This window comes from Sanguibacter gelidistatuariae (assembly GCF_900096585.1).
GTDB lineage: Bacteria > Actinomycetota > Actinomycetes > Actinomycetales > Cellulomonadaceae > Sanguibacter > Sanguibacter gelidistatuariae.
Window position 1 is genome coordinate 186630 of sequence record NZ_FMYH01000005.1, and the last position, 26174, is coordinate 212803.

A 26174-nucleotide genomic window follows, 5' to 3' on the forward strand; every position below is an offset into this window, starting at 1 on the left:
ACGCGCGCCTCGCCGCGTGTGCCTGGACGGGCTGATCGGCGGCCATACCTGTGACCTAGGCTTGAGCCGTGACCGACGAACTCGAGCCGACCGCCGTGGCCCAGGACTATCTCAAGGTGGTCTGGAGCCTGCAGGAGTGGTCGACCGAACCGGTCACGACCAAGCTGCTCGCCGAGCGTCTGGGTGTGGGAGCGTCGACCGTCTCGGAGACCGTGCGCCGCCTGACCGGGCAGGGTCTGCTCTCCCACCCCCGCTACGGCGCGATCGAGCTGACCGACCTGGGTCGCGGCCACGCCCTGAAGATCGTGCGTCGGCACCGCCTCATCGAGACCTTCCTCGTCTCCGAGCTCGGGTACACCTGGGACGAGGTGCACGACGAGGCCGAGGTGCTCGAGCACGCCGTCTCCGACCTCATGGTCGACCGGATCGACGCCCGCCTCGGTCACCCCCACCGCGACCCGCACGGTGACCCCATCCCCAGCCCCGATGGAACCGTCCCGACGCCGCCCGCGGTCACCCTCGCCGTGCTCGACGCCGGCGCGCACGGCACGGTGGCCCGGATCTCCGACGCGGACGCGGAGGTGCTGCGGTACTTCGCCGACCTCGGGTTCGGCCTGGACGCCCAGCTGCGCGTCGTCGAACGCCGCGACTTCGCCGGGGTGATCTGCGTGGAGTGGGCCCCGGCCGACGCCCCCGCCGCGACCACCCGGATCGACTTCGGCCTGCGCGCGGCCGACGCCGTGTGGGTGGTCACCCAGTGAGCAGAAGTGCAGTGAGTGCCCGCACCCACCCGGGCGCCGCCCTGCTCGCCCTCGCGCTTGGCGGGTTCACGATCGGCACGACCGAGTTCGCCACCATGGGGCTGCTCACCAACATCGCGACCGACCTCGACGCGAGCATCCCGGCGGCCGGGCACACGATCACCGCCTACGCCCTCGGCGTCGTCATCGGTGCGCCGCTGATCACCGTCCTGGCGGCCAAGGTCGAGCGCAAGGCGCTCATCGTGTGGCTGATGGCCGCGTACGCGATCGGGAACCTGCTGTCCGCCGCGGCCCCGAACCTCGAGCTGCTCCTGCTGGGTCGGTTCATCACGGGCCTGCCGCACGGGGTGTTCTTCGGCGTCGGGGCGGTCGTGGGGACCGCCGTCGTCGGCGCGTCCCGCCGCGGCTACGCGGTGGCCATGATGATGGCCGGGCTCACGGTCGCCAACATCATCGGCGTGCCGTTGTCCTCCTGGGCCGGGCAGGCCCTGGGCTGGCGGACGGCTTTCATCATGATCGGCGCCCTCGGCCTGGTCACGGTGGCTAGCCTGCTGCTGCTCCTGCCGCGCACCCCCGCGCCGCAGAACGCTAGCGTGCGCGGGGAGATCGGCGCGCTGCGCAACGGCCCGCTGTGGATCGCCTTCGCGGGCAGCGCGATCGGCTTCGGCGGGATGTTCGCGGTCTACTCCTACATCAAGCCCACGCTCATGGAGGTGACCGGGCTGTCCGAGGGCACCGTGCCGATCATCCTCGCGCTCTTCGGGGTGGGCATGACGATCGGGGTGCTGATCGGCGGGCGGCTCGTCGACATGCACGTCATGGGCACCCTCTACCTCGGCTTCGCGAGCACGGCGGTCGCGCTCATGGTCTTCGCGCTCGTGGGGGAGAGCCCGGTCCCGGCAGTCCTGGCTCTCGTCGGCATCGGCGTGACCTCTCAGGTGCTCGGCATCGCGCTGCAGTCGCGGCTGATGGACCTGTCCCCGGCCGCGCCGTCCCTCGGCGCGTCGCTGTGCCACTCCTCACTCAACGCCGCGAACGCCAACGGCGCATTCCTGGGCGGGCTCGTCATCGCGGCGGGCTGGGGCTACCTCTCCCTCGCGTGGACCGGCGCCGCACTCACCCTCGTCGGGCTCGCCGGCATGCTGGCCTTCGGGCGGCACAAGACCACCCGTGTGCCCGACGGCGTGCTGGCGCCGCTGACGTAGGTGGCGTGAGATGACAGCCTGTCAGGCAACTGTCAGAGTTGACGGTTACGGTATGGCAGCCGTGACTGCGGGGCTAGAGACCGCGGGACCTACCCGGACATGGGAGAACGCAGTGAACGCCGCGAACGACACGAGGCCCGAGACCCCCGACGGTCACGACGACGACCTCGACCCTGACGACCTCGACCTTCCTGTCGCCAACCGCGACATGTCCGGGCCGGCCATGGGCTGGCTGCTCATCGCGTTCGGGCTGGTCGGGTTTGTCGCCTCGATCGCCCTGGCCATCGAGAAGTTCCTCAAGCTGAGCAACCCGAACCACGTGGCGAGCTGTTCGATCAACATCTTCCTCGACTGCGCCGACGCCATGGCGTCCTGGCAGGGCGCCCTGCTCGGCTTCCCCAACCCCTTCATCGGGGTTGCGGCCTTCCCGGTCGTGGTGACGACCGGCGTCGTGCTGCTCCTGGGTGTGACGCTCCCGCGGTGGTACTGGCTGTGCCTCTTCGCCGGCACGGTGGCCGCCCTCGGCCTGGTGATCTTCCTGATCTACACGTCTGTCTCGGTCCTCGGCAAGCTCTGCCCCTACTGCATGGTCGTGTGGGCCGCGGTCATCCCGCTGTTCTGGTTCACCCTCGTCTACGCCGTCCAGGAGCGCGTCATCACCGTCTCTGACGGCCTGCGCTCGGCTCTCGTGCGCAACCGGGTGGTGCTGCTGGTGGGGCTGTACGCCGTCGTCGTCGCCTGGGTGCTCATCGTCATGGGACCGGCGATCGCCGACCACATCCGGATGTCCTGACTCAGGTCTTCTCTCTGGCCGGCGCTGCGGGCCGCGCATCGGGTGATCGAGCAGGTCACGGTAAAGTGGGCAGGTGACCGATGCCTCTTCCCCCCACGTCCCAACCGCCGCTCCCACCGGACCGGCGGACCCGTCGCTGCGCTACACGGCCGCCCTCGCGACCGACATCGAGCTCAAGTGGCAGCAGCGCTGGGCCGAGCGCGGCACGTTCTACGCGGCCAACCCCTCGGGTGAGCTGACGGACGGCAAGGGCCGCAACGCCGACCCAGCGAGCCCGAGCTTCTTCGTCATGGACATGTTCCCCTTCCCCTCCGGAGCTGGGCTGCACGTGGGGCACCCGCTCGGCTACATCGCGACCGACGTCGTCGGGCGCTTCCGGCGCATGTGCGGGGACAACGTGCTGCACGCGCTGGGCTTCGACGCCTTCGGCCTGCCGGCCGAGCAGTACGCGGTCCAGACCGGGCAGCACCCGCGCGCCACGACCGAGGCGAACATCACCAACATGCGCCGCCAGCTGCGCCGCCTGGGCCTGGCCCACGACGAGCGCCGCACCTTCGCGACGACCGACTCGGAGTACGTGCGCTGGACGCAGTGGATCTTCCTGCAGGTCTTCAACTCCTGGTACGACGCCGACGCCGAACGCGCCGGTGGTGGCGCCGGCCGGGCCCGTCCGATCGCCGAGCTCGAGGCCGCCTACGCCGCGGGCACCCGGGCGACCCCGGACGGGCGCCCGTGGACGGAGCTGTCCGCCCTCGAGCAGCGCACGGTCGTCAACGACCAGCGCCTGGCCTACGTCTCCAACTCCCCGGTCAACTGGTGCCCGGGCCTGGGGACCGTGCTCGCGAACGAGGAGGTCACCTCCGAGGGACGCTCCGAGCGCGGCAACTTCCCCGTCTTCCAGCGCAACCTGCGCCAGTGGAACATGCGGATCACCGCCTACGCCGACCGCCTGGCCGACGACCTCGAGCTCATCGACTGGCCGGACAAGGTCAAGGCCATGCAGCGGAACTGGATCGGGCGCTCCGAGGGTGCGCACGTCACCTTCGACGTGACCGGCGCCTCGCCGGTGACGGTGTTCACGACGCGTCCGGACACCCTGTTCGGGGCGACCTTCATGGTCGTCGCCCCGGAGCACCCCCTCCTCGACGAGGTCCCCGCGGCCTGGCCGGACGGCACCCGTGCCGCGTGGACCGGTGAGCACGCGAGCCCGATCGAGGCCGTCGCCGCCTACCGCGCCGGCGCCGCTGCGAAGACGGCCGTCGAGCGGCAGGCCGACGCCGGGAAGAAGACCGGTGTGTTCACCGGTCACCTGGCCACGAACCCGGTCAACGGCATGGCGATCCCCGTGTTCACCGCGGACTACGTCCTCATGGGCTACGGGACCGGCGCGATCATGGCCGTCCCGGGCGGAGACGCGCGTGACTTCGCCTTCGCCGAGGCCTTCGAGCTGCCCGTGATCTACACGGTCGCCGTGCCCGAGGGCTTCGAGGGCGGGGCGTACACCGGCGACGGCGCGATCGTGGCCTCAGCCAACGACGACGTCAGCCTGGACGGGCTGAGCGTCACCGAGGCCAAGGCCATCATCACCGCCTGGCTCGAGGCGAAGGGCTTCGGCTCCGCCACGGTCACCTACCGCCTGCGCGACTGGCTGTTCAGCCGACAGCGCTACTGGGGCGAGCCGTTCCCGATCGTCTACGGCGACGACGACCAGCCGATCGCGCTGCCGAAGGAGATGCTGCCGGTCGACCTGCCCGACGTCCCCGACTACTCCCCGCGCACCTTTGCCTCGGACGACGCCCAGTCTTCCCCGGAGCCGCCGCTGGGCCGCAACGAGGACTGGGTCAACGTCACCCTCGACCTCGGCGACGGGCCGCGCACCTACCGCCGCGACACGAACACGATGCCCAACTGGGCCGGGTCGTGCTGGTACTACCTGCGCTACCTGGACCCCTTCAACAACGGCCCCGAGGCGCTCGTGCCGGTCTCGCCAGAACTTGATGAGTACTGGATGGGCCCGAACCACAACGAGACCTCCGGCGCGGCCGGCGGCGTGGACCTGTACGTGGGCGGCGTCGAGCACGCGGTGCTGCACCTGCTCTACGCGCGGTTCTGGCACAAGGTGCTCTTCGACCTGGGCTACGTCTCGAGCGTCGAGCCGTTCCACAAGCTCTTCAACCAGGGCTACGTCCAGGCCTACGCCTACACCGACTCCCGCGGGCAGTACGTCCCCGCGGAGGAGGTCGAGGAGATCCTCGCCGGCGACGGCTCGGCCATGTACCTGTGGAAGGGCGAGGTCGTCAACCGCGAGTACGGCAAGATGGGCAAGTCGCTCAAGAACGTCGTGACCCCGGACGAGATGTACGAGGCCTACGGCGCGGACACCTTCCGGGTGTACGAGATGTCGATGGGCCCCCTCGACGTGTCCCGCCCGTGGGACACCCGCGCGGTCGTCGGCTCGCAGCGCTTCCTGCAGCGGCTGTGGCGCAACGTGCTCAGCGAGGACACGGGGGAGCTCAACGTCTCCGACGAGCCGGCTTCGGTCGAGACCCTGCGCCATGTGCACCGGGCGATCGTCGACGTGCGCGTGGAGATGGAGAACATGCGCGCCAACACGGCGATCGCGAAGCTCATCACCCTCAACAACCACCTCACCAGCCTGCCCGTGGTGCCCCGCGAGGCGGCGGAGGCGATCGTGCTGATGACCGCCCCGGTGGCCCCGCACATCGCCGAGGAGCTGTGGGAGCGCCTGGGCTACGAGGAGTCCCTGGCTCACGCGCCGTTCCCGGTCGCCGACGAGCAGTACCTCGTCGAAGACACCGTGACGTGCATCATCCAGGTCCAGGGCAAGGTCCGCTCCCGCCTGGAGGTCGCCCCCGACATCACGGCGGAGGCCCTGGAAGCGGCCGCCCTGGCCGACCCCACCCTCCTCCGCTTCCTCGACGGCGCCCCCATCCGCAAGCTCATCGTCAAAGCCCCCAAGCTAGTAAACGTCGTCATCTAGCCCCACCCCCCACCAGCCCGCCCCCTTCCGCTGAGTGTACGAAAATGCGCGTGTCGCCCCGGCGTGTCGCGTACAAGATCGTGCACTCAGCGGAGGTTGTCCACAGCAGGTGGGGCAGGTCTCCCGGGGTGGATCGGGGAGGCACAGGATCTGGGGATGGATGTTCCTGAAGGTGGCCCGTTCCTGAGTCGGGATGCCCTCGCGCGGGGTGTGTCTCGACGCGTGCTCGACAGTCGGTTGTTTGCCAAGCCGTTTCAAGGCGTGAGGGTGCCGGCCGGGGTCGATCTCGGTCTCGCAGAGGAGTGCGCCGCTGCGCAACAGTTCCTGCCCGACGTCGCAGCATTCAGCCATGTGACTGCCTTGCGCTTGCTCGGGGTCGAGATTCCGTGGCGTCTCGAGCGGGACCGGCGCATCCACGTCGTCGTTCCCAGGCGGGACTTCCGTCGTCCTCGGACCGGTGTCGTCGCTCACATATGCACGCAGCTTCGGCCCGAGGTGTGTGTTGTCGACGGGCTGCGTGTCACATCGGCAGCCCAGACCTGGCTGCAGTTGTCACACGGGATGCTGATCGACGACCTGGTTGTGCTCGGCGACGCGATGCTGCGCCGAAAGGATCCAGTGACGACGAGCGAGGCCCTTCTCGTGCGGACCGAGGCGACCCACAAGATGCGTGGCCTCGCTACATGCCGGTCAGCCGTCGACTTGGTGCGCCCAGGAACCGACTTAAGTATGGAAACTCGGGCTCGGCTGTTGCTGATCACCGCAGGGCTGCCGTGCCCGGAGGTCAATCAGCCTGTCCATTCGAGCAGTGGTGCGTTCCTGGCGTTGCCGGACATGCAGTATCGGGACCTCAAGATCGCCATCGAGTACGACGGAGACGTGCACCGTACCGACCCTGCCACCTGGCGCCGTGACGTCGAGCGCCGCCAGCGTCTCGAGGACGACGGCTGGTTGATCATCACCGCCACGGCAGATGATGTCCTCCGTCATCCCGACCGCTTCCTCCGCCGAGTTCGCGCTGCCCGAGTTGCCCGCCGCCACCTCACCTTCCGCTGAGTGCACGATCTTGTACGCGACACGCCGGTGCGACACGCGCATTTTCGTACACTCAGCGAAGGGGGCGGGGCGGGGTGGGTTAGCGGCGGCGGGTGCCGAAGATGGATCTGGTGATCTCTCGGCCCAGGGCTGAGCCGGCGGACTTGAGGAGGGAGTCCAGGCCGCCCTGGGCGCCGCCGGTCGAGCGGCGGGAGGTGGCCGTCCTCGCGGGCGGACGGGCGGCGTCGCGCTCGAGCTTGGCCTGCATCTTGGCGAGCTCGTCGGCGTGCTTGGCCGCCTCCTTGTCGGCCGCTGCGCGGACCTTCGCGGCCTCCTTGGCCGTCGCGGCGTCGGCCTGGGCCTGCTGGGCGGCGGCCTGGTCTGCGGCCGCCTGCGACGCCGACGCCGCGACCCGGGCGGTGAGCAGCTCGTATGCGCTCTGGTTGTCGACCGGTGTGCCGTACCGCGCCAGCGACGGCGACGCAGCGATGACTTCATTCATGGTCGCCTCGGGGGCGGGGTCCATCGACGACTGCGGAGCCCGCACCCGGGTCCAGGCGACCGGCGTCGGCGCGCCCTTCTCGGTGAGGACCGTGACGACGGCTTCGCCCGTGCTCAGCGACTGCAGCAGCTGCTCCAGGTCGTAGGGCGACGTCGGGAAGGTGCGCACCGCGGCCTTGAGTGCCGCGGCGTCGTCGGGGGTGTAGGCGCGCAGCGCGTGCTGGACCCGGTTGCCGAGCTGGGCGAGCACGTCCGCGGGCACGTCCTTGGGGCTCTGCGTGATGAAGAAGATCCCGACCCCCTTGGACCGGATCAGCCGCACGGTCTGCACCACCTGGTTGGTGAAGTCCTTCGACGCGCCGCGGAACAGCAGGTGCGCCTCGTCGAAGAAGAACACAAGCTTGGGCTTGTCGAGGTCGCCCACCTCGGGCAGGTCTTGGAACAGGTCCGCGAGCAGCCACATGAGGAAGGTCGAGAACAGCGCGGGCCGGTCGGCGACCGCGGGCAGCTCTAGTGCGGAGACCACGCCGCGGCCGTCAGCCGCCAGCCGCAGCAGGTCCGACGACGCGAAGGCCGGCTCCCCGAAGAACACGTCCGCGCCCTGCGCCTGCAGCGTGATGATCTCCCGCAGGATCACCCCGGCGGTCGCGGCCGACAGCCCGCCGATCCCCTTGAGCTGAGCCTTGCCCTCGTCGGACGTGAGGTAGGCGATGACGGACTGCAGGTCCTTGAGATCGAGCAGGGCCAGGCCCTGCGTGTCCGCCCAGTGGAAGACGAGCCCGAGGCTCGACTCCTGCGTGGGGTTGAGCTCGAGCACCTTGGAGAGCAGCATCGGACCGAAGTCGGAGACGGTCGTGCGGATCGGCACGCCCGTGCCCAGCCCGCCCAGCGAGTAGTACTCGACCGGGTAGGCGGTCGGCTCCCAGTCCTGGCCGATGCTGTGGGACCGCTCGAGGATCTTCTCGCCGCTGGCCCCCGGCACGGCCAGCCCGGACAGGTCGCCCTTGACGTCGGCCAGGAAGACGGGCACCCCGGCGCCGGAGAGCCCCTCGGCCATGCCCTGGAGCGTCTTCGTCTTGCCGGTCCCGGTGGCCCCGGCCACCAGCCCGTGCCGGTTGAGCATGGACAGCGCAAACCCCACCTGCGCGCCCGACGCCGCGACAGGCTCCCCGCCGATCTCACCCTCGAGCAGCGCACCCAGGGCAAGCGCCCCGCCTGGCGCGGCGTAGGCCGCGGCGACCTGGGCGGCGTACTCGGACAGGGTGCCGGTCTCGGGTGGGATTGGGGACTCGGGGAGCGGTTCGGGCTGGGTGGGTGCCGGAGCGGATGCCGGTGCAGATGCCGGTGCGGCGACCTGCCCCGCGGCCGCGAGGGCGGCGTCGAGGGCGGCCTGAGCAGCGACCGCCCGTGCGTCGGCGGCGTCGGCGGCCGCCTGGGCTGCCGCGGCGCGCAGGGCCGCGAGGTCGGGAGCGGGGCTGGGGGAGAGAGCGTCGTCGGCCATGATCGGATCTTAGGGCGCGTGTGACGTGCGCGCCCGACCCCCCGCGCCGCCTAGGGTGGTCCGGTGAGTCCCGCTCAGAGCAACCGTGCCCCGACGTGGGACATCCATGTCGTCACGGACTCCACGGCCTCGCTGCCGCCCGACCTCGCCGAGCGCTGGGGGATCCGGATCGTCGCGCTCCAGGTCGTGATCGACGGCACTGCTTATCAGGAAGGCGTCGACCTTACGACGGACGACCTCACCGCCGCCCTGGACCGCCACGCGGTGCTCACCACCTCCCAGCCCACCGCGCACGCCTTCGCCGAGGCATACCGCCAGGCCGCCGCAGCCGGTGCGAAGCACATCGTCTCGATCCACCTGTCCGGGGCGCTGTCCGGGACTGTGCACGCCGCGGCGCTCGCTGCCCGGACCAGCCCGGTCCCGGTCGAGGTGGTGGACTCGCGCACGGTCGCGATGGGCCTCGGATTCGCGGTGCTCGCCGCGGCACGCGTGGCGGCGCAGGGGGCCTCGAGCGCCGTGGTGGCCCGGGCGGCCATGACGACGGCGACGTCGTCGCAGGCGGTCTTTGTCGTGGACTCCCTCGACCACCTGCGGCGCGGCGGACGGCTCAGCGCGGCGGCGGCCGCTGTCGGCACGGCCCTGGGCCTGCGCCCGGTCCTCGGCGTGCGGGGCGGCCGGGTCGAGGTGGTGCACAAGATCCGCACGCGCGCGGCGATGGCCGCCCGGCTCGTCGAGTCCGGGATCAGCGCGGCCCGGCGCAGCGACGACGTCCGCTTCGCCATGCACTACCTGGGTGACGACGCTGCGGTCCGGGCATGCGCCGCCCAGATCACAGAGGCGACCGGGCGCGAGGTGCTCATCACACCGGTCAGCGCGGTCCTCGGCGCGCACGTGGGACCGGGTCTGCTTGCGCTCATCACGACGGAAGACGTCGCCCACAGTCCCACCACCGGGTAGGCCCGTCCCCGCCGGGCCTACCCGGCTCGATCGCGTATCGGTGGGTCGTGCCAGGGTCCGAGGGTGAGAAGAATCCCCGGAGACCTGGACGAGCCCGACGACGAGTCCGACGGCGAGCCACCCGATGAGCTCGCGCCCGCGCCCGGCGCGCCGCCGGACCGCCTGGCGTCGGTGTCCGGGCTGATGGCGTCGGTGTCGACCGCGTACACGGCCGCGCACGGCCATCCGCTCGAGCACGACGGCCTGATCTCCCGGCAGGTACGGCGCCGCCGGTGGTCGGTCGGTGTCCGCACGGCGGTGATCGCGTCCCTAGCGGTCGCCCTCGTCACCGGCGTGGTCGTGGTCAGAGACCTCGCGCGGACGTCGGGCACACCGATGTCGCTCGCACAGGTCGACCCCGGGTCAGCGGGTGCGGCCACCGGACCTGGCGCGGAGGGCACCGACCCAGGGTCGGCGTCCGGCGGGCAGGCGTCCGGCAAGGAGACGACCGCAGATCCGCAGACCACGGACCCGCCCGCCGGCGCCGCGCTGGTTGTCCTCGCGGTCCACGTCGTCGGCCAGGTCAACAGCCCCGGTGTGGTCGAGGTCGCCCCGGGATCACGGGTCATCGACGCGATCACCGCGGCGGGCGGGCTTACCGCGGGGGCCGACCCTGGGGCGGTCAACCTCGCTCGGCCGGTCGTCGACGGCGAGCAGATCTACGTCCCCGCGCCGGGGGAACAGGTCCCCGTCGCTGCGGGGCAGCCGGCCGCCGCCCAGCCCACGGTCGGCGCCGCACCCGGTGCAGCGCAGGGCACCGCGGCGATCAACCTCAACACCGCCGACGCCGTCGCCCTCGACGCGCTCCCGGGGATCGGACCCGCGCTCGCCGGACGGATCGTCGCCTGGCGTGAGCAGAACGGCGGCTTCGGTGCGATCGACGACCTGCTCGAGGTGTCCGGGATCGGCCCGGCCGTGCTGTCCAAGATCCGTGACCTGGTCACGGTCTGACCGTGCGGGTCCTGGACCTGCGCCTGGCGCCGGCCGCCGCGACCGGGTGGATCGCAGCGATCGTCCTCGTGGGCCAGCCCGCCTCGACCGCGCGGTGGGCCGTGCTCGTCGTCCTCGGGCTGTGCGCGGGGTGCAGCGCGGGCCTGGTCGCGGCTGTCCGGCACGGGCAACCGACCCGCTTCCGCGGGGCCGGTCAGGTGGCGCTGACGATCGGGGTGCTCACTTGCGTCAGCGTGGCCGTCGCCGGGCAGCTGACGGCGCGTGAGCAGGGGATCATGCCCTCGCTGCTGGCCCGGGGTGCCCACGTCGAGCTTGCGGGCGCCGTCGTCTCCGAGCCGCATGCCATGGCCACCGGTCTGGGCGGCGAGCAGCGGTTTCGCCTGACAGTGCGGGCCGCGTCCGTGACCGCAACGGTGGACGCCACGCCCACCCGGGGGCCAGTGCACGGTGACGTGCTCCTGATCGGGGGAGCCGAGCTGCTCGACGTCCCCTACGGATCGACCGTGATGGTCGACGGTCGGCTGCGCCCGGTCGATCCCGGCTCCGCCACGTCGGCCATGCTTCTTGTCGACACATCGACCGCGGGCAGCTCAGCGGTCACCGTCACGTCCCCGCCCGGTCCGGTGATCGGCCAGGTCAACGCGATCCGAGCGGCCTTCATGGAGGTCTGCGCGCGCCTGCCAGACCAGGCCCGTGGGCTGGTCCCCGGGATCGCGATCGGCGACACCTCGATGCTCGACCCCGACCTCGACCAAGCCCTCGTGACAACAAGCCTCACGCACATGACAGCCGTCTCCGGGTCGCACTTCGCGATCATCGCGGCCGCGACGTTCTGGTTGTGCGCGCTGATCCGCCTGCCCCGCTGGGGCAGGGCCGTGGGCGCCGCGCTCGTCCTGACCGGGTTTGTACTCCTTGTCCACCCGGAACCGAGCGTCCTGCGCGCGGGGGTCATGGGCGCCCTCGCCCTGCTCGCCGTCCTCCTCGGGCGGACCGCCCAAGCCATCCCGGCCCTGTGCACCACGGTCGTCGTCCTGCTGGTGATCGACCCGTTCCTGGCGCGTTCTTTCGGGTTCGCGCTCTCCGTGCTGGCGACCGCGGGCCTCGTCGTCGGCGTGGCGCCGATCACCCGCGCCCTGGAACGGTGGCTGCCGTCCTGGCTCGCGCTCGCCCTGGCCGTGCCGCTCGCAGCCCAGCTCGCCTGCGCGCCGGTCATCGTCCTGCTCGACCCGTCCGTCTCGCTCTACTCCGTGCCGGCCAACCTGCTCGCGGCCCCCGCGCTCGTCAGTGCGACGGTCCTGGGTGTGCTCGGCGCACTGTGCGCACCCTGGTGGCCGGCGGCGGCCTGGTTGCTCGCCCAGGTCGCCGGGTGGTCGACCTGGTGGATCGCCGAGGTCGCCACGACCTTCGCGGCGGCCCCCGCCGCGCGCCTGCCCTGGCCCGGTGGGGGAGGCGGTGCCCTGCTGCTCGCCGTCCTCACCCTGGCCGCGATCGCGGCGGCCGCCGGCTGGCCCGCGATCATCTGGGAGCTACGGACGCGGCTCTTTGTCCTCGGGCTGGCCCGCTCGCCCTCGGTCCCGCGTCGCGGACGGACGCTGCACGATGTCATGGTCCGCAGCGACTCCGCGGTCTTGCGCGCGGCATGGGCGCCGGTGCGGGTGGCCGTCATCGTCCTCGCCGTCGTGGTTGCGGCCGCCGTCGTCGCGTTCTTCGCACGGCCGCCATGGCTCGCCGAGCTGGCCGGTGGGAACCCGGCCGGCCCCGCGGGCTGGCCCGCGGACTGGGAGGTGGCGATGTGCGACGTCGGGCAAGGCGACGCGATGCTGGTGCGGACCGGCCCCGGGCGGGCGCTCATGGTCGACGTCGGCCCGGCCGGCGGCGGGGTGGGGCGGTGCCTGGCCGAGCTGGGCATCACGGACCTCGACCTCCTGGTCCTCACCCACTTTCACGCCGATCACGTCGGCGCGCTCGACGAGGTCCTCGCAGCCACTCGGGTGGAGTCTGTGCTGGTCAGCCCGGTCCTGGACCCAGGTGAGCAAGCGGCGGCGGTCGCCGCGGAACTTGACGACGCCGGTGTCGAGTGGTCGACGGCGCAGGTCGGCGCGTCGGGCGAGGTGCCCGCGGGTGGCGCCGAGGTGGCGTGGCAGGTGCTCGCCGCGGGCGGGGGGAGCAGCGTAGTCAAGATCGCTGCAGCCAAGACCGCCGCCGACGACACCGGCACCGGCGGCGCCAACGACGGTAGCGTCGTCCTGGCCATCACGACCGAGCACCTGTCCGTGATGGCGCTCGGCGACCTGGAGAGCGCAGGCCAGGCCGAGCTGCTCGCGACCCTCAAGGCCGCCGGCGCCGGGGAGGTCGACGTCGTGAAGATGGCCCATCACGGCTCCCGCACCCAGGACGCCGGTCTCGCACGGTTCCTCTCGCCCGAGGTCACGCTGGTCAGCTCGGGCGCCGGGAACACATATGGCCATCCCACGCAGTCAGCCCTGGACCTCTACCGCAGCACCGGGTCGGCGATCGTGCGGACCGACACCTGCTCGACCTTCGCGCTCGTGGTCCGCGACGGCCAGACGTTGGTCGCGGGCACTTGCCCATGACACCCTGAGACCATGGCAGCCCCTCGTACCTCAGCCAAGCGCGCGACCATTCCCGGACTGTCCTGGGAGGAGGCGCGGCTCGCGCCCGTCGTCCTGGTCCAGGGCAGCGAGGGCCTGCTCGTCGACCGGGCGGTCGACCGGCTCACCCAGCTCGCGCGCGCCGAGGACCCGGCCATGGAGAAGACCGAGATCCTGGCGGCCGGCTACCAGTCGGGCATGCTGTCCGTGCTCACCAGCCCGTCGCTCTTCGCCGAGCCTCGCCTGGTTGTCATCGACGGGGCCGAGGCCACGACCGAGGCGCTCATCACCGACATCATCGAGTACCTGCGGTCGCCGGCCGAGGAGGTCTGGCTCGTCGTCGCGCACCGGGGCGGGGTCCGCGGCAAGAAGATGCTCGACGCCATCCGGGCGAGCGGCGCCCCCGCGGTGGCCTGCGAACCGATCAAGAAGGACACCGACAAGGTGGCCTTCGCCGCGGCCGAGTTCAAGCGCGGTGGCCGGCGGGCCAGCGTGGGCGCCGTGCGCGCCCTCGTCGAGGCGGTCGGCAGCGACCTGCGCGAGCTCGCCGCGGCCTGCTCCCAGCTCATGGCGGACTCCGAGCGGGCCATCGACGAGCCCGCGGTGACCAAGTACTACGGCGGACGCGTGGAGGCGACCGGCTTCCGGGTGGCCGACGCCGCGATCGCCGGCGACGCCGGCCAGGCCGTGTCGTTGCTGCGGCACGCCCTAGCCACCGGCGCGGACCCGGTCCCGGTCGTGGCGGCGCTCGCGATGAAGCTGCGCACGCTCGCGAAGGTGGCGGCGCTGCGCGGGCGCGGGCTGACCCCCGCCGACCTCGGCCTTGCGCCGTGGCAGGTGGACCGCGCGCGCAAGGACCTGGCGAACTGGACGCCGGAAGGCCTCGCCACGGCGATCACCGCGACGGCCGCGGCCGACGCGGAGGTCAAGGGAGCTGGCCGCGACCCCGTCTTCGCGGTCGAGCGAGCCGTCCTCCTCGTCGCCGCCAGCGCGGGCCGCTGACCCGGGGCGCAACACTCCGGGTACGACAAAGGCGCCACCCCGACACGGGAAGTAGCGCCTTTGTTGCGATCGGTCACGCCGAGGCGTGACCGATCAGGAGACTCACAGGCCGTTGACGGCCTTTGCAAGAGCCGACTTACGGTTCGCGCCCTGGTTGGAGTGAATAACTCCCTTGGACACGGCCTTGTCGAGCTTCTTGGACGCGCTGACCAGTGCAGCGTTAGCGGCATCCTTGTCGCCTGAGGCGACAGCATCGCGAACACGGCGAACGTGCGTGCGAAGCTCGGATTTGACGGCCTTGTTGCGAAGGCGCGCCTTTTCGTTGGTGCCGATACGCTTGATCTGAGACTTGATGTTAGCCACGTGAGGACTCTCTTGTAATTTCGCCGGAGCGAGTGAACAGGTCGTAGAAGGCGTTTCCAGGACCGGGACTGGGGTGGGGAACCCGTGGAGAGGTACTGGAATGGTGCCCGCCGACCCTGACGGAGCACGCAATCGGTAAGGCTACCAGGAGAACTGTCGTCCTGCCGGTGGCGTGACGCGAAACATGGCGCCCTCGGCGGTGGGCTCACGCGATCGCGCGGGTGACCTTCTGGAACAGGGCCTTGTCCATGATCGCGCCCTCGCGGCGCACCGCCGTCGGGTCCAACCGGAGCACTCGGTCCAGGCGCACCTCGGAGTCGCGGCCCTGGGAGTCCCACAGCCCGGAGCCGATGTCGAGCCACCGTGGGCCGTGGAGGTCGTCGCGAGCAGCACTGCCGGCCGAGTCGGCCCCGTCGCGGGTGTGGTCCTTGCTTGAAAGCATGAGCCCGAGCAGCCAGTAGCCGTCGCGGCCGACGACCAGCACCGGGCGGTCCTTGCCCCGGGTGTAGTCCTCCTCATAGGGGACCCACGTCCACACGACCTCACCGGGGTCGGGGTTCCCGTCGAGGGAGGGGGAGTACTGCGCGTGCACGGTGCCGGTGAAGTCGCCCGGGTAGCCGCCGCTGCGGGGGACACCGGTGCTCGGGCGAGGGGCCGGTGCCGGCCGCGGTCCGCGTGCTGCGGGGGCCTCGGCGCCCGGCCGCGTCGCCGTCGGCGTGCCGCTCTTCGACAGCGTCGACAACGCCGAGCGCGCGACGTCGGCTAGCCCGGACATCCATCGATTGATCGCCACCTTCGACAATCTACCGGCGCGCCGGACAGCAGGCGGCAGGCGTGCGACACGATCTGCAGTTCCACCCGGTCGTAGACCGGTCCCCGCTCGGCCGCCGCGCAGTCGCCCCCGGTCCCCGTCCGGCCGCGTTCGTGGGAGAATCGACCCCGTGACTCCTATCCCTTCAGCGGCCAATCTCGCCCGCATTCAGCCCGCGGCCACTGCTCCGGAGCTGCTCCGCAACTTCTGCATCATCGCCCACATCGACCACGGCAAGTCCACCTTGGCCGACCGCATGCTCCAGCTGACCGGCGTCGTCGACCCGCGCGTCATGCGCGCGCAGTACCTCGACCGCATGGACATCGAGCGCGAGCGTGGCATCACCATCAAGTCCCAGGCCGTGCGCATGCCCTGGGAGGTCGACAACGCCGACGGCGTCCCCACCGGGTACGCGCTCAACATGATCGACACCCCCGGGCACGTCGACTTCACCTACGAGGTCTCCCGGTCCCTCGCGGCCTGTGAGGCCGCGGTGCTGCTGGTCGACGCCGCGCAGGGCATCGAGGCCCAGACGCTCGCCAACCTGTACCTCGCCATGGAGAACGACATGGCGATCGTCCCGGTCCTGAACAAGATCGACCTGCCGGCCGCCCAGCCGGAGAAGTACGCCGAGGAGCTCGCGAACCTGGTGGGCTGCGAGCCCGAGGAGATCCTCAAGATCTCCGGCAAGACGGGCGTGGGCGTGCCGGAGCTGCTGGACCGCATCGTGCTCAAGACACCGCCGCCGACCGGGGACCCGAACGCCCCCGCCCGCGCGATGATCTTCGACTCGGTCTACGACACCTACCGCGGCGTGGTCACCTACGTCCGCGTGGTCGACGGTCACCTCAGCCCGCGCGAGCGCATCGTCATGATGTCGACCCGGGCGACCCACGACCTCCTGGAGATCGGCGTCTCCTCACCCGAGCCCATCCCGACCAAGGGGTTGGGCGTGGGCGAGGTGGGCTACCTCATCACCGGCGTCAAGGACGTCCGTCAGTCCAAGGTCGGTGACACGGTCACCAACGCGCACAAGCCTGCCGAGGAGGCCCTGGGCGGCTATTCCGACCCCAAGCCGATGGTGTTCTCGGGCCTGTACCCCGTCGACGGCTCGGACTACCCGATCCTGCGCGACGCCCTCGACCGGCTCAAGCTCAACGACGCGGCCCTCATCTACGAGCCCGAGACCTCCGTCGCCCTGGGCTTCGGCTTCCGCGTCGGGTACCTCGGCCTGCTGCACCTGGAGATCGTCCGGGAGCGCCTTGAGCGCGAGTTCACCCTCGACCTCATCTCGACCGCGCCCAACGTCATCTACGAGGTGACGATGGAGGACAAGTCCATCGTCACGGTGACCAACCCGAGCGAGTTCCCCGGCGGCAAGATCGGCGAGGTGCGTGAGCCGATCGTCAAGGCGACGATCATCGCCCCGGCCGAGTTCATCGGCGCGGTCATGGAGCTGTGCCAGGGCCGGCGCGGCGAGCTGCAGGGTATGGATTATCTCTCGGCCGATCGGGTGGAGATGCGGTACATCCTGCCCCTGGCCGAGATCGTCTTCGACTTCTTCGACCAGCTCAAGTCGAAGACCCGTGGGTACGCCTCCCTCGACTACGACGTGATCGGTGAGCAGGCGGCCGATCTGGTCAAGGTCGACATCCTGCTGCAGGGCGAGCAGGTCGACGCGTTCAGTGCGATCGTGCACAAGGACAACGCCTACGCCTATGGCCTGTCGATGGTCGGCAAGCTCAAGAACCTCATCAACCGCCAGCAGTTCGAGGTGCCCATCCAGGCGGCCATCGGCGCCCGCGTGATCGCCCGCGAGACCATCCGCGCGATCCGCAAGGACGTGCTCGCGAAGTGCTACGGCGGTGACATCTCCCGCAAGCGCAAGCTGCTCGAGAAGCAGAAGGAAGGCAAGAAGCGCATGAAGACCATCGGGTCCGTCGAGGTCCCCAAGGAAGCGTTCATCGCCGCCCTGACGTCGGAGCAGACGGAGTCCAAAGACAAGAAGAAGTGACAGGTACAGCGACATGAGCCCGGCACTTCCCGAGGGCGACCCCGCCCCCGACGACGGCGCCCTCCCCGCGTGGGTGACCGCCGGAGCCGCAGACCGCGGCTTCGGCGTGTACCTGCACGTCCCGTTCTGCACGGTGCGCTGCGGATACTGCGACTTCAACACGTACACCGCGAGCGAGCTCGGGGGAGGGGCAAGCCAGTCCTCCTACGCCACGACCGCGCTGTCCGAGATCGCCTTCGCGGCCGACGTCATGGACCGCGCGGGCCTGCCGGCCCGTGAGGTGGCCACCGTCTTCGTCGGCGGCGGCACCCCGACTCTGCTCCCGGCGGGCGATCTCGCCAGGATGCTCGACGGCGTCCGTGCAGCCTGGGGGTTGGCCCCCGGCGCCGAGGTGACGACCGAGGCGAACCCCGACTCGGTCACCCCCGCGTCCCTGCAGGTGCTGGCCGACGCCGGGTTCACCCGGGTGTCCTTCGGGATGCAGTCCGCGGTGCCGTCCGTGCTCGCGACCCTCGAGCGCACCCACGACCCTCGCCGGATCCCCGACGTCGTACGCTGGGCCCGCGAGGCCGGCCTCGAGGTGTCCCTCGACCTCATCTATGGCACTCCGGGGGAGAGTCTCGACGACTGGCGGGTGAGCGTGGAGACCGCGCTCGCGACCGGCGTCGACCATGTCTCGGCCTACGCGCTCGTCGTCGAGCAGGGCACCAAGATGGCCGCCCAGGTGCGCCGGGGGGAGCTGGCGCTGCCGAGCGAGGATGACCAGGCGACCAAGTACGAGCTCGCCGACGACCTGCTCACCGCGGCCGGGCTCGAGTGGTACGAGGTGTCCAACTGGGCCCGCACGGTCGACGGCGCGCCGCGTGCGTGCCGTCACAATCTTGCCTACTGGCGTGGGGACGACTGGTGGGGCATCGGCCCCGGCGCCCACTCCTACATGGGCTCCGACGAGCCCGGGACCAGGGGCATCAGGTGGTGGAACGTCAAGCACCCGCTGCGCTACGCGAAGATGCTCGGCGAGGGCCACAGCCCGGCCGCCGGACGTGAAGTTCTCGACGACGCCTCGGCCCAGCTCGAGCGCGTTATGCTCGGTCTGCGCCTGCGGGAGGGGCTGGATCTTTCGGTGCTCTCACCGCCTGCGCGGCAGCGGGTCGCGGTCCACGTGGCCAACGAGCTCCTCGACGGACGGTCCGCGCTCACCGGGCGGGCGGTGCTGACCCGCAAGGGCCGGCTCCTGGCAGACACAGTGGTACGCGACCTCACAGATTGACGATGACTTCAGGCTCCTCCTCTCACCCCGCCGCAGCAGCGCGGCAGACCGCCCGACCGGGCCTGGCCGTGACGACCGGCTCGGTCGGCACGGTCCGCAAGCCCTCGGTCCCACGAGCGGCAAGCTCACGCCCGCCGCGGATCCACGGACTCGACTCGCTGCGTGCCCTCGCGGTCCTGGCGGTCGTGACCTACCACCTGGCGCCGGGCCTGCTGCCTGGCGGGTTCGTCGGGGTGGACGTCTTCTTCGTGCTCAGCGGCTTCCTCATCACGACCCTGCTGGTCCGCGAGCGGGTGCAGACCGGGCGGGTGTCGCTGCGACGCTTCTGGACCCGGCGGGCTCGCCGGCTGCTGCCGGCGATGGTCACGGTCGTCGTTGCCTGCACGGCGACCGCCGGGCTGCTCGGCGGCGACGTGCTCGTGGGGATCCGCTCGCAGGTCATGGGCGCGCTGACGTTCGCGAGCAACTGGGTGTACATCGCCCAGGGCGCCTCCTACTCGAGCGACCTCAGCCCACAGCTCTTTGCGAATTTCTGGTCCTTGGCGGTCGAGGAGCAGTTCTATCTGTTCTGGCCACTGGTCCTGCTCGCCGTGTTCACGATCCGCCGGTCCCGCACCGCGGGCCTCGTGGTCACCGGCACCTTCGCGGTCGCCTCGGCCGTCTGGATGGCCGTCCGCTACGACCCGCTCTTCGATCCGTCCCGGGTGTACTTCGGCACAGACACCCACCTGTTCGGGCTCATGGCCGGGGCGTTCTTCGCGCTGTGGTTCGCCCCGCGCAGCCCGCTCGTGCGGGACGTCGCCGGGGCGGCGGAAGTGCTCGACGATGCCCCGCGCGCCGAGCGCACGGGGGCGCGCTGGACCGCGCCCCTGGCTCGCCTGTTCGCCGTTCCTGCCCGACGCCGGGGCGCCCGGCTCGCGCTCGGCGCGGCGAGCGCGGTCGGCCTGGTGTGGCTGTCTTTCACGCTGTCGGTCGACGCGCCGTCCGCCTACCGGGGAGGTCTCGTCCTCGCGTCGCTCTTCACGGTCGGCCTGATCGCTTTCGTCGTGCGCAGCCAGCCTCTCACGCGTCGGTGCGAAGTCGCGCCGCTCCGGTGGGTCGGCGTGCGGTCCTATGGGCTGTACCTGTGGCACTGGCCGCTGCTTGTGCTCGTCTCCCAGGTCATGGGAGCAGACCACCCCGGGCACGGTTCGCCGTGGCTCGTCGTCGCCGTGACGCTCGCCCTGACCGTGGCGGCCGCCTGGGCGTCGTACCGGTTCATCGAGCGTCCGGTGATGGTCCGGGGGATCGGAACGCTGCTCCGTACGGCCTGGGACCGGGTCCGTCGGATGGCCCTCGTCGCATGGGCCGAACGCCGGTCCCCGGCCCGCACCGCACGGGGCAGGGTGCGCCTCGCCGTGGCCATCGCCGGGACCCTGCTCGTGGTCTCCTCGGTCACGGCCGCCTTCGTGCGGGCACCCGAGGTCTCCGAGCTCGAGGCAGAGATCGAGCGGGGAGCCCAGGCCGCCGCGGACGGTCAGACGAGCGCCCCGGTCACCGTGCCGACAGCGCCTGCCGCCGATCCGACTGTGCCCACCGGCGCCACTCCTGACGCGCCGCCCAGCGCGCCGGCCGTGACCGAACCCGCACCCCCGACGGCGGGCGTCGCGGCCGCACCCGCGGGGGACCAGGTCACCGTGATCGGTGACTCGGTAACGCTCATCAGTGCAGCCTCCCTCCAGGCTGCGCTGCCTGGGGTCTACATCGACGCCGAGGTGTCCCGGCAGATGTCCACGGCGCCAGAGGTGGCTGCCGCCTTGAGCGCAGGAGGCGCGCTGCGGCCCTACGTCGTCCTGTCGCTGGGGACCAACAGCACGGTCAACGAGCGGGTCATGGACGCCGCGATCGCCGCGATCGGCCCCGACCGCACGATCGTGCTGGTCACCGGATACGGGGACCGCCCGTGGATCGGTCCGACCAACGACCAGATGCGCTCTGCCGCGGCGCGGTTCCCCAACGTGGTCGTGGCGGACTGGCAGACGACTATCGCCGCCCACCCGGAGAGTCTCGGCAAGGACGGCGTGCACCCGCAGGCCTCGGGACAGGAGCTCTACGCCCAGATGCTGGTGGCCGGTCTCGCCCAGGCGCAGGCGCACCGCTCCGGGCAGTAGCGGAGCGCCCGGTTGCCACGGAGCGCCGGGCCGCTGCGGGGTGGGTTGCCGTCTGGGGAGCGCCCGCGCGTCTGAGGTGTAACGATGCTTGTGAGCGCGATTGCGCGGATCCGTCGGACGACTTGGAGACGCCATGAGTGAGAACCACCCCGAGGAGCCAGACCGACCGACCCCGTCGGATCCCCAGGTACCCGCACCACCGCCGGCCCAGCCGCCGTTCCAGCCGCCCGCCCAGCCGCCGGTTCAGCCGCCCGTTCAACCGCCGGGTGCGCCGCCTGCTGGCGGCTACCCACCACCTGGTGCCCCGCCCACGCCCGGTGGCTACCCGCCACCCGCCCAGCCCAACCAGCAGCCCAACCAGCAGCCCTACGCCCAACCCGGGTATCCGCCGCCCGCTCAGCCCCAACAGCCGTACCAGCAGCCCTACGCGCAGGCCGGCTACCCGCCGCCTCCGGCCGCCTACGGACCCGGGGCAGCCATGAACCAGGTCCCGGTCGGTGAGGCATTCACCTACGGCTGGAACAAGTTCACCCAGAACGTCGGCGTCATCCTGCTCGCGGCCCTCACCTACATCGCGATCTTCACGGTCGTCACGATCATCTTCTTCACGATCCTCGTCGGCACGGCGGCAGCAACCACGGACGCCTACGGGAACATCAGCGGCGGTGGGGCCGTCGGCTTCGGCTTCGGCATGATCGTGTTCATCATCATCGCGGTCGTCCTCGCCTCCCTCGTCCAGGCGGGGATCATCCGGGGCTCGCTCATCGCCACCCAGGGGCGCCCGCTCGTCTACCAGGACTTCTTCAGGTTCGCGAATGTCGGAACCGTGATCCTCACGGCGTTGCTCGTGGGCCTGGCGACCGCGATCTTGTCGATCACCTTCATCGGCGGGATCGTCTTCGCGTTCTTCGCGCAGTTCGCCCTGTTCTTCGTGATCGACAAGCAGCTCGGAGCGATCGACTCGATCACGGCCAGCTTCCGGCTGGTCTACGCCAATCTCGCGACCGCCGTGCTGCTGTTCATCGGCGTGTACATCGCGGAGTTCATCGGCAGCCTGCTGTTCGGGGTCGGCCTGCTCATCGCGATACCGGTGGCCATGATCGCCTCCGCCTACGTCTACCGCCGCCTCATCGGCGAGCACCCGGTCTAAGCCGCTCGCCTCAGCCGCTGCCTTCAGCCAGCGGTCGTGAAGTCGATGAGCTCCTCGACCCGGGAGAGCAGCGACGGCTCGAGGTCCGCGTAGGACCGCACCGTGCCGAGGATCTTCTTCCACCCCATGGCGACGTCGGTCTGGTTCTGCGCGGGCCAGCCGAGCTCGCGCAGGATCCCGTACTTCCACTCCGTGCACCGCTCGATCACGGGCCACTTCTCCAGGCCGATCCGCGCGGGGCGGACGGCCTGCCAGACGTCGATGTACGGGTGTCCCAGGACGAGGACGTTCCCGCCGGGGAACTGTCGCAGCACGTCGTCGGTGATCCGCTGCTCCTTGCTGCCGCGGACGAGGTGGTCGACGAGCACCCCTACCCGCCGACCGGGCGACGGCTTGAACTCCGCGAGGGCCGCGGCGAGGTTGTCCACGCCGTCGAGCAGCTCGACCACGACGCCCTCGACGCGCAGGTCATCGCCCCACACGCGCTCGACGAGCTCGGCGTCGTGGCGTCCCTCGACCCAGATCCGGCTGCCACGGGCCACCCGGGCCCTCGCGTCGGCCACCGACCGGGACCCGCTCGCGGTGCGAGCCGGCGCCTGAGGCGCCCGCGCCGCGACCGGTGGGGTGAGCTCGACCGGGGCGCCGTCGATCCAGAACCCGGGGCCGAGCGGGAAGGTGCGCGTGCGCCCTGCCCGGTCCTCGAGCACGACGACGTGCATCCCACCCGACTTCTCGGTACGGACGACCGCGCCGACCCACCCGGACGTGACCTCCTCCACCACGAGCCCGCGATCGGCGGGAACCGGCTTGGAGACGGGCCGCCGGGAGGCCGGGTGGGGACCGGAGGACAGGACGTCGGAGGAGTATCGATCAGCGCTCACCGCGCAAGGCTAGCCCGCCGGGAATTGCCGGCCGTGGAACCGCCGGCGGGGTGTCGCGTAGAATTAGCACTCACCTACTTCGAGTGCTACGTCCGGGCGGGAGGAACTCACATGGCGTCGAGCGACGACCGCAGGCTGGATGTGCTCCGCGCCATCGTCGAGGACTACGTCCACACGCGCGAGCCGGTGGGCTCCAAGGTGCTCGCCGAGAGGCACGGGCTGGGCGTCTCACCCGCCACGATCCGCAACGACATGGCGGTCCTGGAAGAAGGCGGCTACATCGCCCAGCCGCACACCTCGGCCGGCCGGGTGCCGACCGACAAGGGCTACCGGATGTTCGTCGACCGCCTCGCCCAGGTCAAGGCGGTCTCCCCGGCGGAGAAGAACGCGATCGAGACCTTCCTCGCGGGCGCGGTCGACCTGGACGACGTCATGTCCCGCGCGGGACGGCTGCTCGCCCAGCTGACCGGGCAGGTCGCCGTCGTGCAGTACCCCTCGCTGCGCCGGTCCGGGCTGCGTCACCTCGAGCTCGTCGTGCTGGGCGACCGCCGGCTGCTCGTGGTCATCATCACCGACACCGGCCGGGTCGAGCAGCGGACCATCGAGGTGGACTCCCCGCCCGACGAGCAGACCCTGCTCGAGCTGCGGACCCGGTTCAACGTCGCCGCGGCCGGCCGCCGCCTGCCGGAGCTGCGCGCGGCGCTCGAGGATCTCACTGAGGCCTTCCGACCCGGCGACCGGCCCATGGTGGCCCGGATCGCGGAGGTCGTCACCGACACGCTCTCCCAGGAGAGCGAGGAGCGGATCGTGCTCGCCGGGACGGCGAACCTCGCCCAGGCGAACATGCGGTTCGAGCACGCGCTGCGGCCGGTCCTGGAGGCGCTCGAGGAGCAGGTAGTGCTGCTCAACCTGCTCACCGAGATGGTCGAAGACTCCGCCGGAGTCACGGTACGGATCGGCCACGAGACCCAGCTCAGCGGGCTCTTCGAGACCTCGATCGTGACGACCGGCTACGGCGGAGGCGGTGACGCCGTCGCCACGATCGGCTCGATCGGACCCACCCGGATGGACTACCCGGCCACGATGGCGGCCGTCCGGGCCGTCGCCCGGTACCTCTCCAGGATCCTCAGCACGTGAGATGCCAGCGGATGGAATCACTGAGGGCCCCGGCGGCGTTGTCGCACGTGACCTGACCGAGCTCGACCTGACCCGAGAATCCCCTAAACCCCGATCGGCAGAGAGTATTCAGTGAGCGACTACTACGACGTGCTTGGTGTAGCCAAGGACGCAAGCCAGGAACAGATCAAGAAGGCTTATCGCAAGCTTGCGCGTGAGTTCCACCCCGACGTCGCCGGCCCCGGCGCGGAGGACAAGTTCAAGGACGTGGGCCGCGCCTACGAGGTGCTCTCCAACGCGGAGAAGCGCCGCTCCTACGACATGGGCAACGATCCTTCCGCCCCCGGTGGCGGGATGGGCGGAGGCTTCGGCTTCCAGGACATCTTCGAGACGTTCTTCGGCGGCGGGCAGGCCCAGCGTGGCCCGATCCCGCGCGCGCGCCGCGGCCAGGATGCCTTGATCCGCCTCGACATCGACCTCGCCGACGCCGCCTTCGGGGTGCGCCGCGAGATCCAGGTCGACACCGCGGTCGTCTGCGGGACCTGCTCGGGTTCGTGCTGCCGTCCGGGCACCTCACCCCGTACCTGCGACGTCTGCAACGGCCGCGGGACCGTGCAGAAGGTCGCCCGCTCCTTCCTCGGTCAGGTCATGACGACCGCGCCCTGCGCTGCCTGCCAGGGCTTCGGTACCACGATCCCCGAGCCGTGCGCCGAGTGCGCCGGCGAGGGCCGCGTCCGCAGCCGCCGCACGGTCGTGGTCGAGGTGCCCGCAGGCGTGGAGACGGGCAACCGGATCAAGCTCACCTCCCAGGGTGAGGTCGGACCAGCCGGCGGACCGGCTGGTGACCTCTACTTCGAGATCCGTGAGCGCAAGCACGAGATGTTCCTGCGCCGCGGGGACGACCTGCACGCCACGCTCGAGGTCCCCATGACCGCGGCCGCCCTCGGCACAGTCATCGAGCTCGAGACCCTCGACGGTCTCGAGTCCGTCGACCTGCGCCCCGGCACCCAGCCCGGGCAGATCATCACGCTCAAGGGGCTGGGCATCGGACACCTGCACGTGGGCGGACGCGGTGATCTCAACGTCCACGTCGAGATCCAGATCCCCACCGCGCTCTCGGAGGAGCAGTCCGACCTGCTCCGTCAGCTCTCGGTGCTGCGCGGGGAGGAACGCCCCGAGGGCCGTGTCTCCGCGGCGCACCCCGGCGTCTTCACCCGCCTGCGCGACAAGCTCTCGGGCCGCTAGTGAGCGCTCCGGTCTTCCTCGCCGCGCCGGGTGCGCTGTTCGCCCTCGCGCCGGGGGATACGTACGTGCTCGACGGCGACGAGGGCCGCCACGCCGGCGTCGTGCAGCGTCGCGGCGCCGGTGAGCGCATCGACGTGGTCGACGGCGCGGGCCTGCGCCTGGAGACGGTCGTCGCCGCGGTCGACGCCGGCCGTCTTGAGCTCACGGTCACAGCCACGCGCACCGAGGCACCCGATGGCGTGGAGCTGGTGCTCGTGCAGGCCCTCGCCAAGGGGGACCGGGACGAGCTTGCGATCGAGGCCGCGACCGAGGTCGGCGTGGACGCGGTCCAGCCGTGGCAGGCCGAACGCTCGGTTGTGGTGTGGCGCGGGGACCGCGCCGCGAAGTCCCGCGCCCGCTGGGTGACGACGGTCCGGGCCGCGACCAAGCAGGCCCGCCGGGCCAGCCTGCCAGCGGTCGGACAGGTCATCGACGGCAAGGGGCTCGCGGCCACGGTCGCCGAGGTTCACGCCGCGGGCGGGCTGACGGTCGTGCTGCACGAGGATGCGGAGCTCCCGCTCGCTGGCCTCGACCTCCCCGCGGCGGGCGGCGCCGGTGCGCCGGTCCGCCGGGTGCTGATCGTCGTCGGGCCCGAGGGCGGGATCAGCGACCGCGAGGTGGCCGCGCTCACCGACGCCGGGGCCGTGCTGGCCCGGCTCGGGCCGCACGTGCTGCGCACGTCGACGGCGGGGCCGATCGCGATCGCGTTGCTGAGCCAGCGGCTGGGCCGCTGGGGCTGAGCTGCTGGGGCCCAGCCGCGGGAACTGGGTTAGCCTC

Annotated in this window: 20 protein-coding genes; 16 read left to right on the forward strand and 4 right to left on the reverse strand. The window is 71.2% G+C overall.

All coding sequences use genetic code 11. The annotated features are described in order from the left end of the window. Positions 1 to 68 precede the first annotated feature (68 nt). From BLQ50_RS12400 to BLQ50_RS12420, 5 genes are all read left to right on the forward strand, one after another. Positions 69 to 761, forward strand: coding sequence for a metal-dependent transcriptional regulator (locus tag BLQ50_RS12400; RefSeq protein ID WP_093184092.1), 693 nt, complete (start codon positions 69 to 71; stop codon positions 759 to 761). Then, positions 758 to 1966 carry an MFS transporter gene (locus BLQ50_RS12405; RefSeq protein WP_175559119.1) on the forward strand — a complete coding sequence of 403 codons (1209 nt, stop codon included), beginning with the start codon at positions 758 to 760 and terminating at the stop codon, positions 1964 to 1966. The genes BLQ50_RS12400 and BLQ50_RS12405 overlap by 4 nt, the downstream gene beginning before the upstream one ends. Before the next feature lie 52 nt (positions 1967 to 2018). Continuing rightward, a complete protein-coding gene (locus BLQ50_RS12410) occupies positions 2019 to 2759 on the forward strand; it encodes a vitamin K epoxide reductase family protein (RefSeq protein ID WP_093184095.1) in 741 nt (246 codons plus the stop codon). A 73-nt stretch (positions 2760 to 2832) separates the two neighbouring features. After that, positions 2833 to 5760 carry a leucine--tRNA ligase gene (gene leuS / locus BLQ50_RS12415; RefSeq protein WP_093184097.1) on the forward strand — a complete coding sequence of 976 codons (2928 nt, stop codon included), beginning with the start codon at positions 2833 to 2835 and terminating at the stop codon, positions 5758 to 5760. Between the two features lie 156 nt (positions 5761 to 5916). Further along, positions 5917 to 6816, forward strand: a complete 900-nt coding sequence (locus BLQ50_RS12420; protein WP_139185817.1) for a hypothetical protein — start codon at positions 5917 to 5919, stop codon at positions 6814 to 6816. A gap of 79 nt (positions 6817 to 6895) precedes the next feature. Here the strand turns inward: BLQ50_RS12420 and BLQ50_RS12425 are convergent, their stop codons facing one another. Continuing rightward, positions 6896 to 8797, reverse strand: a complete 1902-nt coding sequence (locus tag BLQ50_RS12425) for a helicase HerA-like domain-containing protein (RefSeq protein ID WP_093184100.1) — start codon at positions 8795 to 8797, stop codon at positions 6896 to 6898. A 63-nt stretch (positions 8798 to 8860) separates the two neighbouring features. Here BLQ50_RS12425 and BLQ50_RS12430 point away from each other — a divergent pair, with 63 nt between their 5' ends. From BLQ50_RS12430 to holA, 4 genes are all read left to right on the forward strand, one after another. After that, positions 8861 to 9754, forward strand: coding sequence for a DegV family protein (locus tag BLQ50_RS12430; RefSeq protein WP_245701173.1), 894 nt, complete (start codon positions 8861 to 8863; stop codon positions 9752 to 9754). Between the two features lie 63 nt (positions 9755 to 9817). After that, entirely contained in the window at positions 9818 to 10744 is a 927-nt protein-coding gene (locus tag BLQ50_RS12435) for a ComEA family DNA-binding protein (RefSeq protein WP_245701175.1), read from the forward strand. 2 nt (positions 10745 to 10746) lie between these two features. Further along, positions 10747 to 13338 (forward strand): ComEC/Rec2 family competence protein, encoded by a 2592-nt coding sequence (locus tag BLQ50_RS12440; protein WP_245701177.1) that lies wholly within the window; start codon positions 10747 to 10749, stop codon positions 13336 to 13338. Positions 13339 to 13350: 12 nt separating this feature from the next. Then, complete coding sequence (gene holA / locus BLQ50_RS12445) at positions 13351 to 14358, forward strand: DNA polymerase III subunit delta (protein WP_093184101.1); 1008 nt, start codon at positions 13351 to 13353, stop codon at positions 14356 to 14358. Between the two features lie 102 nt (positions 14359 to 14460). Here the strand turns inward: holA and rpsT are convergent, their stop codons facing one another. Beyond that, complete coding sequence (gene rpsT, locus BLQ50_RS12450; protein ID WP_093184103.1) at positions 14461 to 14721, reverse strand: 30S ribosomal protein S20; 261 nt, start codon at positions 14719 to 14721, stop codon at positions 14461 to 14463. A 205-nt stretch (positions 14722 to 14926) separates the two neighbouring features. Beyond that, on the reverse strand, positions 14927 to 15514 hold the full coding sequence (locus BLQ50_RS12455; RefSeq protein WP_245701179.1) for a type II toxin-antitoxin system PemK/MazF family toxin: 588 nt from the start codon (positions 15512 to 15514) through the stop codon (positions 14927 to 14929). A gap of 148 nt (positions 15515 to 15662) precedes the next feature. On the opposite strand from BLQ50_RS12455, the gene lepA reads away from it, so the two are divergent. The 4 genes from lepA (at position 15663) to BLQ50_RS12475 (ending at position 22116) form a co-directional block, all read left to right on the forward strand. After that, on the forward strand, positions 15663 to 17546 hold the full coding sequence (gene lepA, locus BLQ50_RS12460) for a translation elongation factor 4 (RefSeq protein ID WP_093184106.1): 1884 nt from the start codon (positions 15663 to 15665) through the stop codon (positions 17544 to 17546). A 13-nt stretch (positions 17547 to 17559) separates the two neighbouring features. Then, a complete protein-coding gene (hemW, locus tag BLQ50_RS12465; RefSeq protein ID WP_093184108.1) occupies positions 17560 to 18816 on the forward strand; it encodes a radical SAM family heme chaperone HemW in 1257 nt (418 codons plus the stop codon). A gap of 2 nt (positions 18817 to 18818) precedes the next feature. Further along, positions 18819 to 20966 (forward strand): acyltransferase family protein, encoded by a 2148-nt coding sequence (locus BLQ50_RS12470; protein ID WP_093184109.1) that lies wholly within the window; start codon positions 18819 to 18821, stop codon positions 20964 to 20966. A gap of 133 nt (positions 20967 to 21099) precedes the next feature. Then, complete coding sequence (locus BLQ50_RS12475) at positions 21100 to 22116, forward strand: DUF2189 domain-containing protein (protein WP_139185818.1); 1017 nt, start codon at positions 21100 to 21102, stop codon at positions 22114 to 22116. Positions 22117 to 22139: 23 nt separating this feature from the next. Here the strand turns inward: BLQ50_RS12475 and BLQ50_RS12480 are convergent, their stop codons facing one another. Further along, positions 22140 to 22997 carry a DUF3097 domain-containing protein gene (locus BLQ50_RS12480; protein ID WP_093184112.1) on the reverse strand — a complete coding sequence of 286 codons (858 nt, stop codon included), beginning with the start codon at positions 22995 to 22997 and terminating at the stop codon, positions 22140 to 22142. A 111-nt stretch (positions 22998 to 23108) separates the two neighbouring features. Between BLQ50_RS12480 and hrcA the strand changes: the two genes are divergently transcribed. From hrcA to BLQ50_RS12495, 3 genes are all read left to right on the forward strand, one after another. Continuing rightward, positions 23109 to 24134, forward strand: coding sequence for a heat-inducible transcriptional repressor HrcA (gene hrcA, locus BLQ50_RS12485; protein ID WP_093184114.1), 1026 nt, complete (start codon positions 23109 to 23111; stop codon positions 24132 to 24134). 111 nt (positions 24135 to 24245) lie between these two features. After that, entirely contained in the window at positions 24246 to 25358 is a 1113-nt protein-coding gene (gene dnaJ / locus BLQ50_RS12490; RefSeq protein WP_093184115.1) for a molecular chaperone DnaJ, read from the forward strand. After that, a complete protein-coding gene (locus BLQ50_RS12495) occupies positions 25358 to 26137 on the forward strand; it encodes a 16S rRNA (uracil(1498)-N(3))-methyltransferase (RefSeq protein ID WP_093184117.1) in 780 nt (259 codons plus the stop codon). The genes dnaJ and BLQ50_RS12495 overlap by 1 nt, the downstream gene beginning before the upstream one ends. Positions 26138 to 26174 lie beyond the last annotated feature (37 nt).

Bases quoted from the DNA above. Each gene is read 5' to 3' on its own strand.
- hemW (WP_093184108.1), top strand. From the start codon at position 17,560: ATGAGCCCGGCACTTCCCGAGGGCGACCCCGCCCCCGACGACGGCGCC.
- BLQ50_RS12470 (WP_093184109.1), top strand. From the start codon at position 18,819: ATGACTTCAGGCTCCTCCTCTCACCCCGCCGCAGCAGCGCGGCAGACC.
- BLQ50_RS12425 (WP_093184100.1), bottom strand. From the start codon at position 8,797: ATGGCCGACGACGCTCTCTCCCCCAGCCCCGCTCCCGACCTCGCGGCC.
- holA (WP_093184101.1), top strand. From the start codon at position 13,351: ATGGCAGCCCCTCGTACCTCAGCCAAGCGCGCGACCATTCCCGGACTG.
- hrcA (WP_093184114.1), top strand. From the start codon at position 23,109: ATGGCGTCGAGCGACGACCGCAGGCTGGATGTGCTCCGCGCCATCGTC.
- BLQ50_RS12410 (WP_093184095.1), top strand. From the start codon at position 2,019: ATGGCAGCCGTGACTGCGGGGCTAGAGACCGCGGGACCTACCCGGACA.
- BLQ50_RS12475 (WP_139185818.1), top strand. From the start codon at position 21,100: ATGAGTGAGAACCACCCCGAGGAGCCAGACCGACCGACCCCGTCGGAT.
- BLQ50_RS12420 (WP_139185817.1), top strand. From the start codon at position 5,917: ATGGATGTTCCTGAAGGTGGCCCGTTCCTGAGTCGGGATGCCCTCGCG.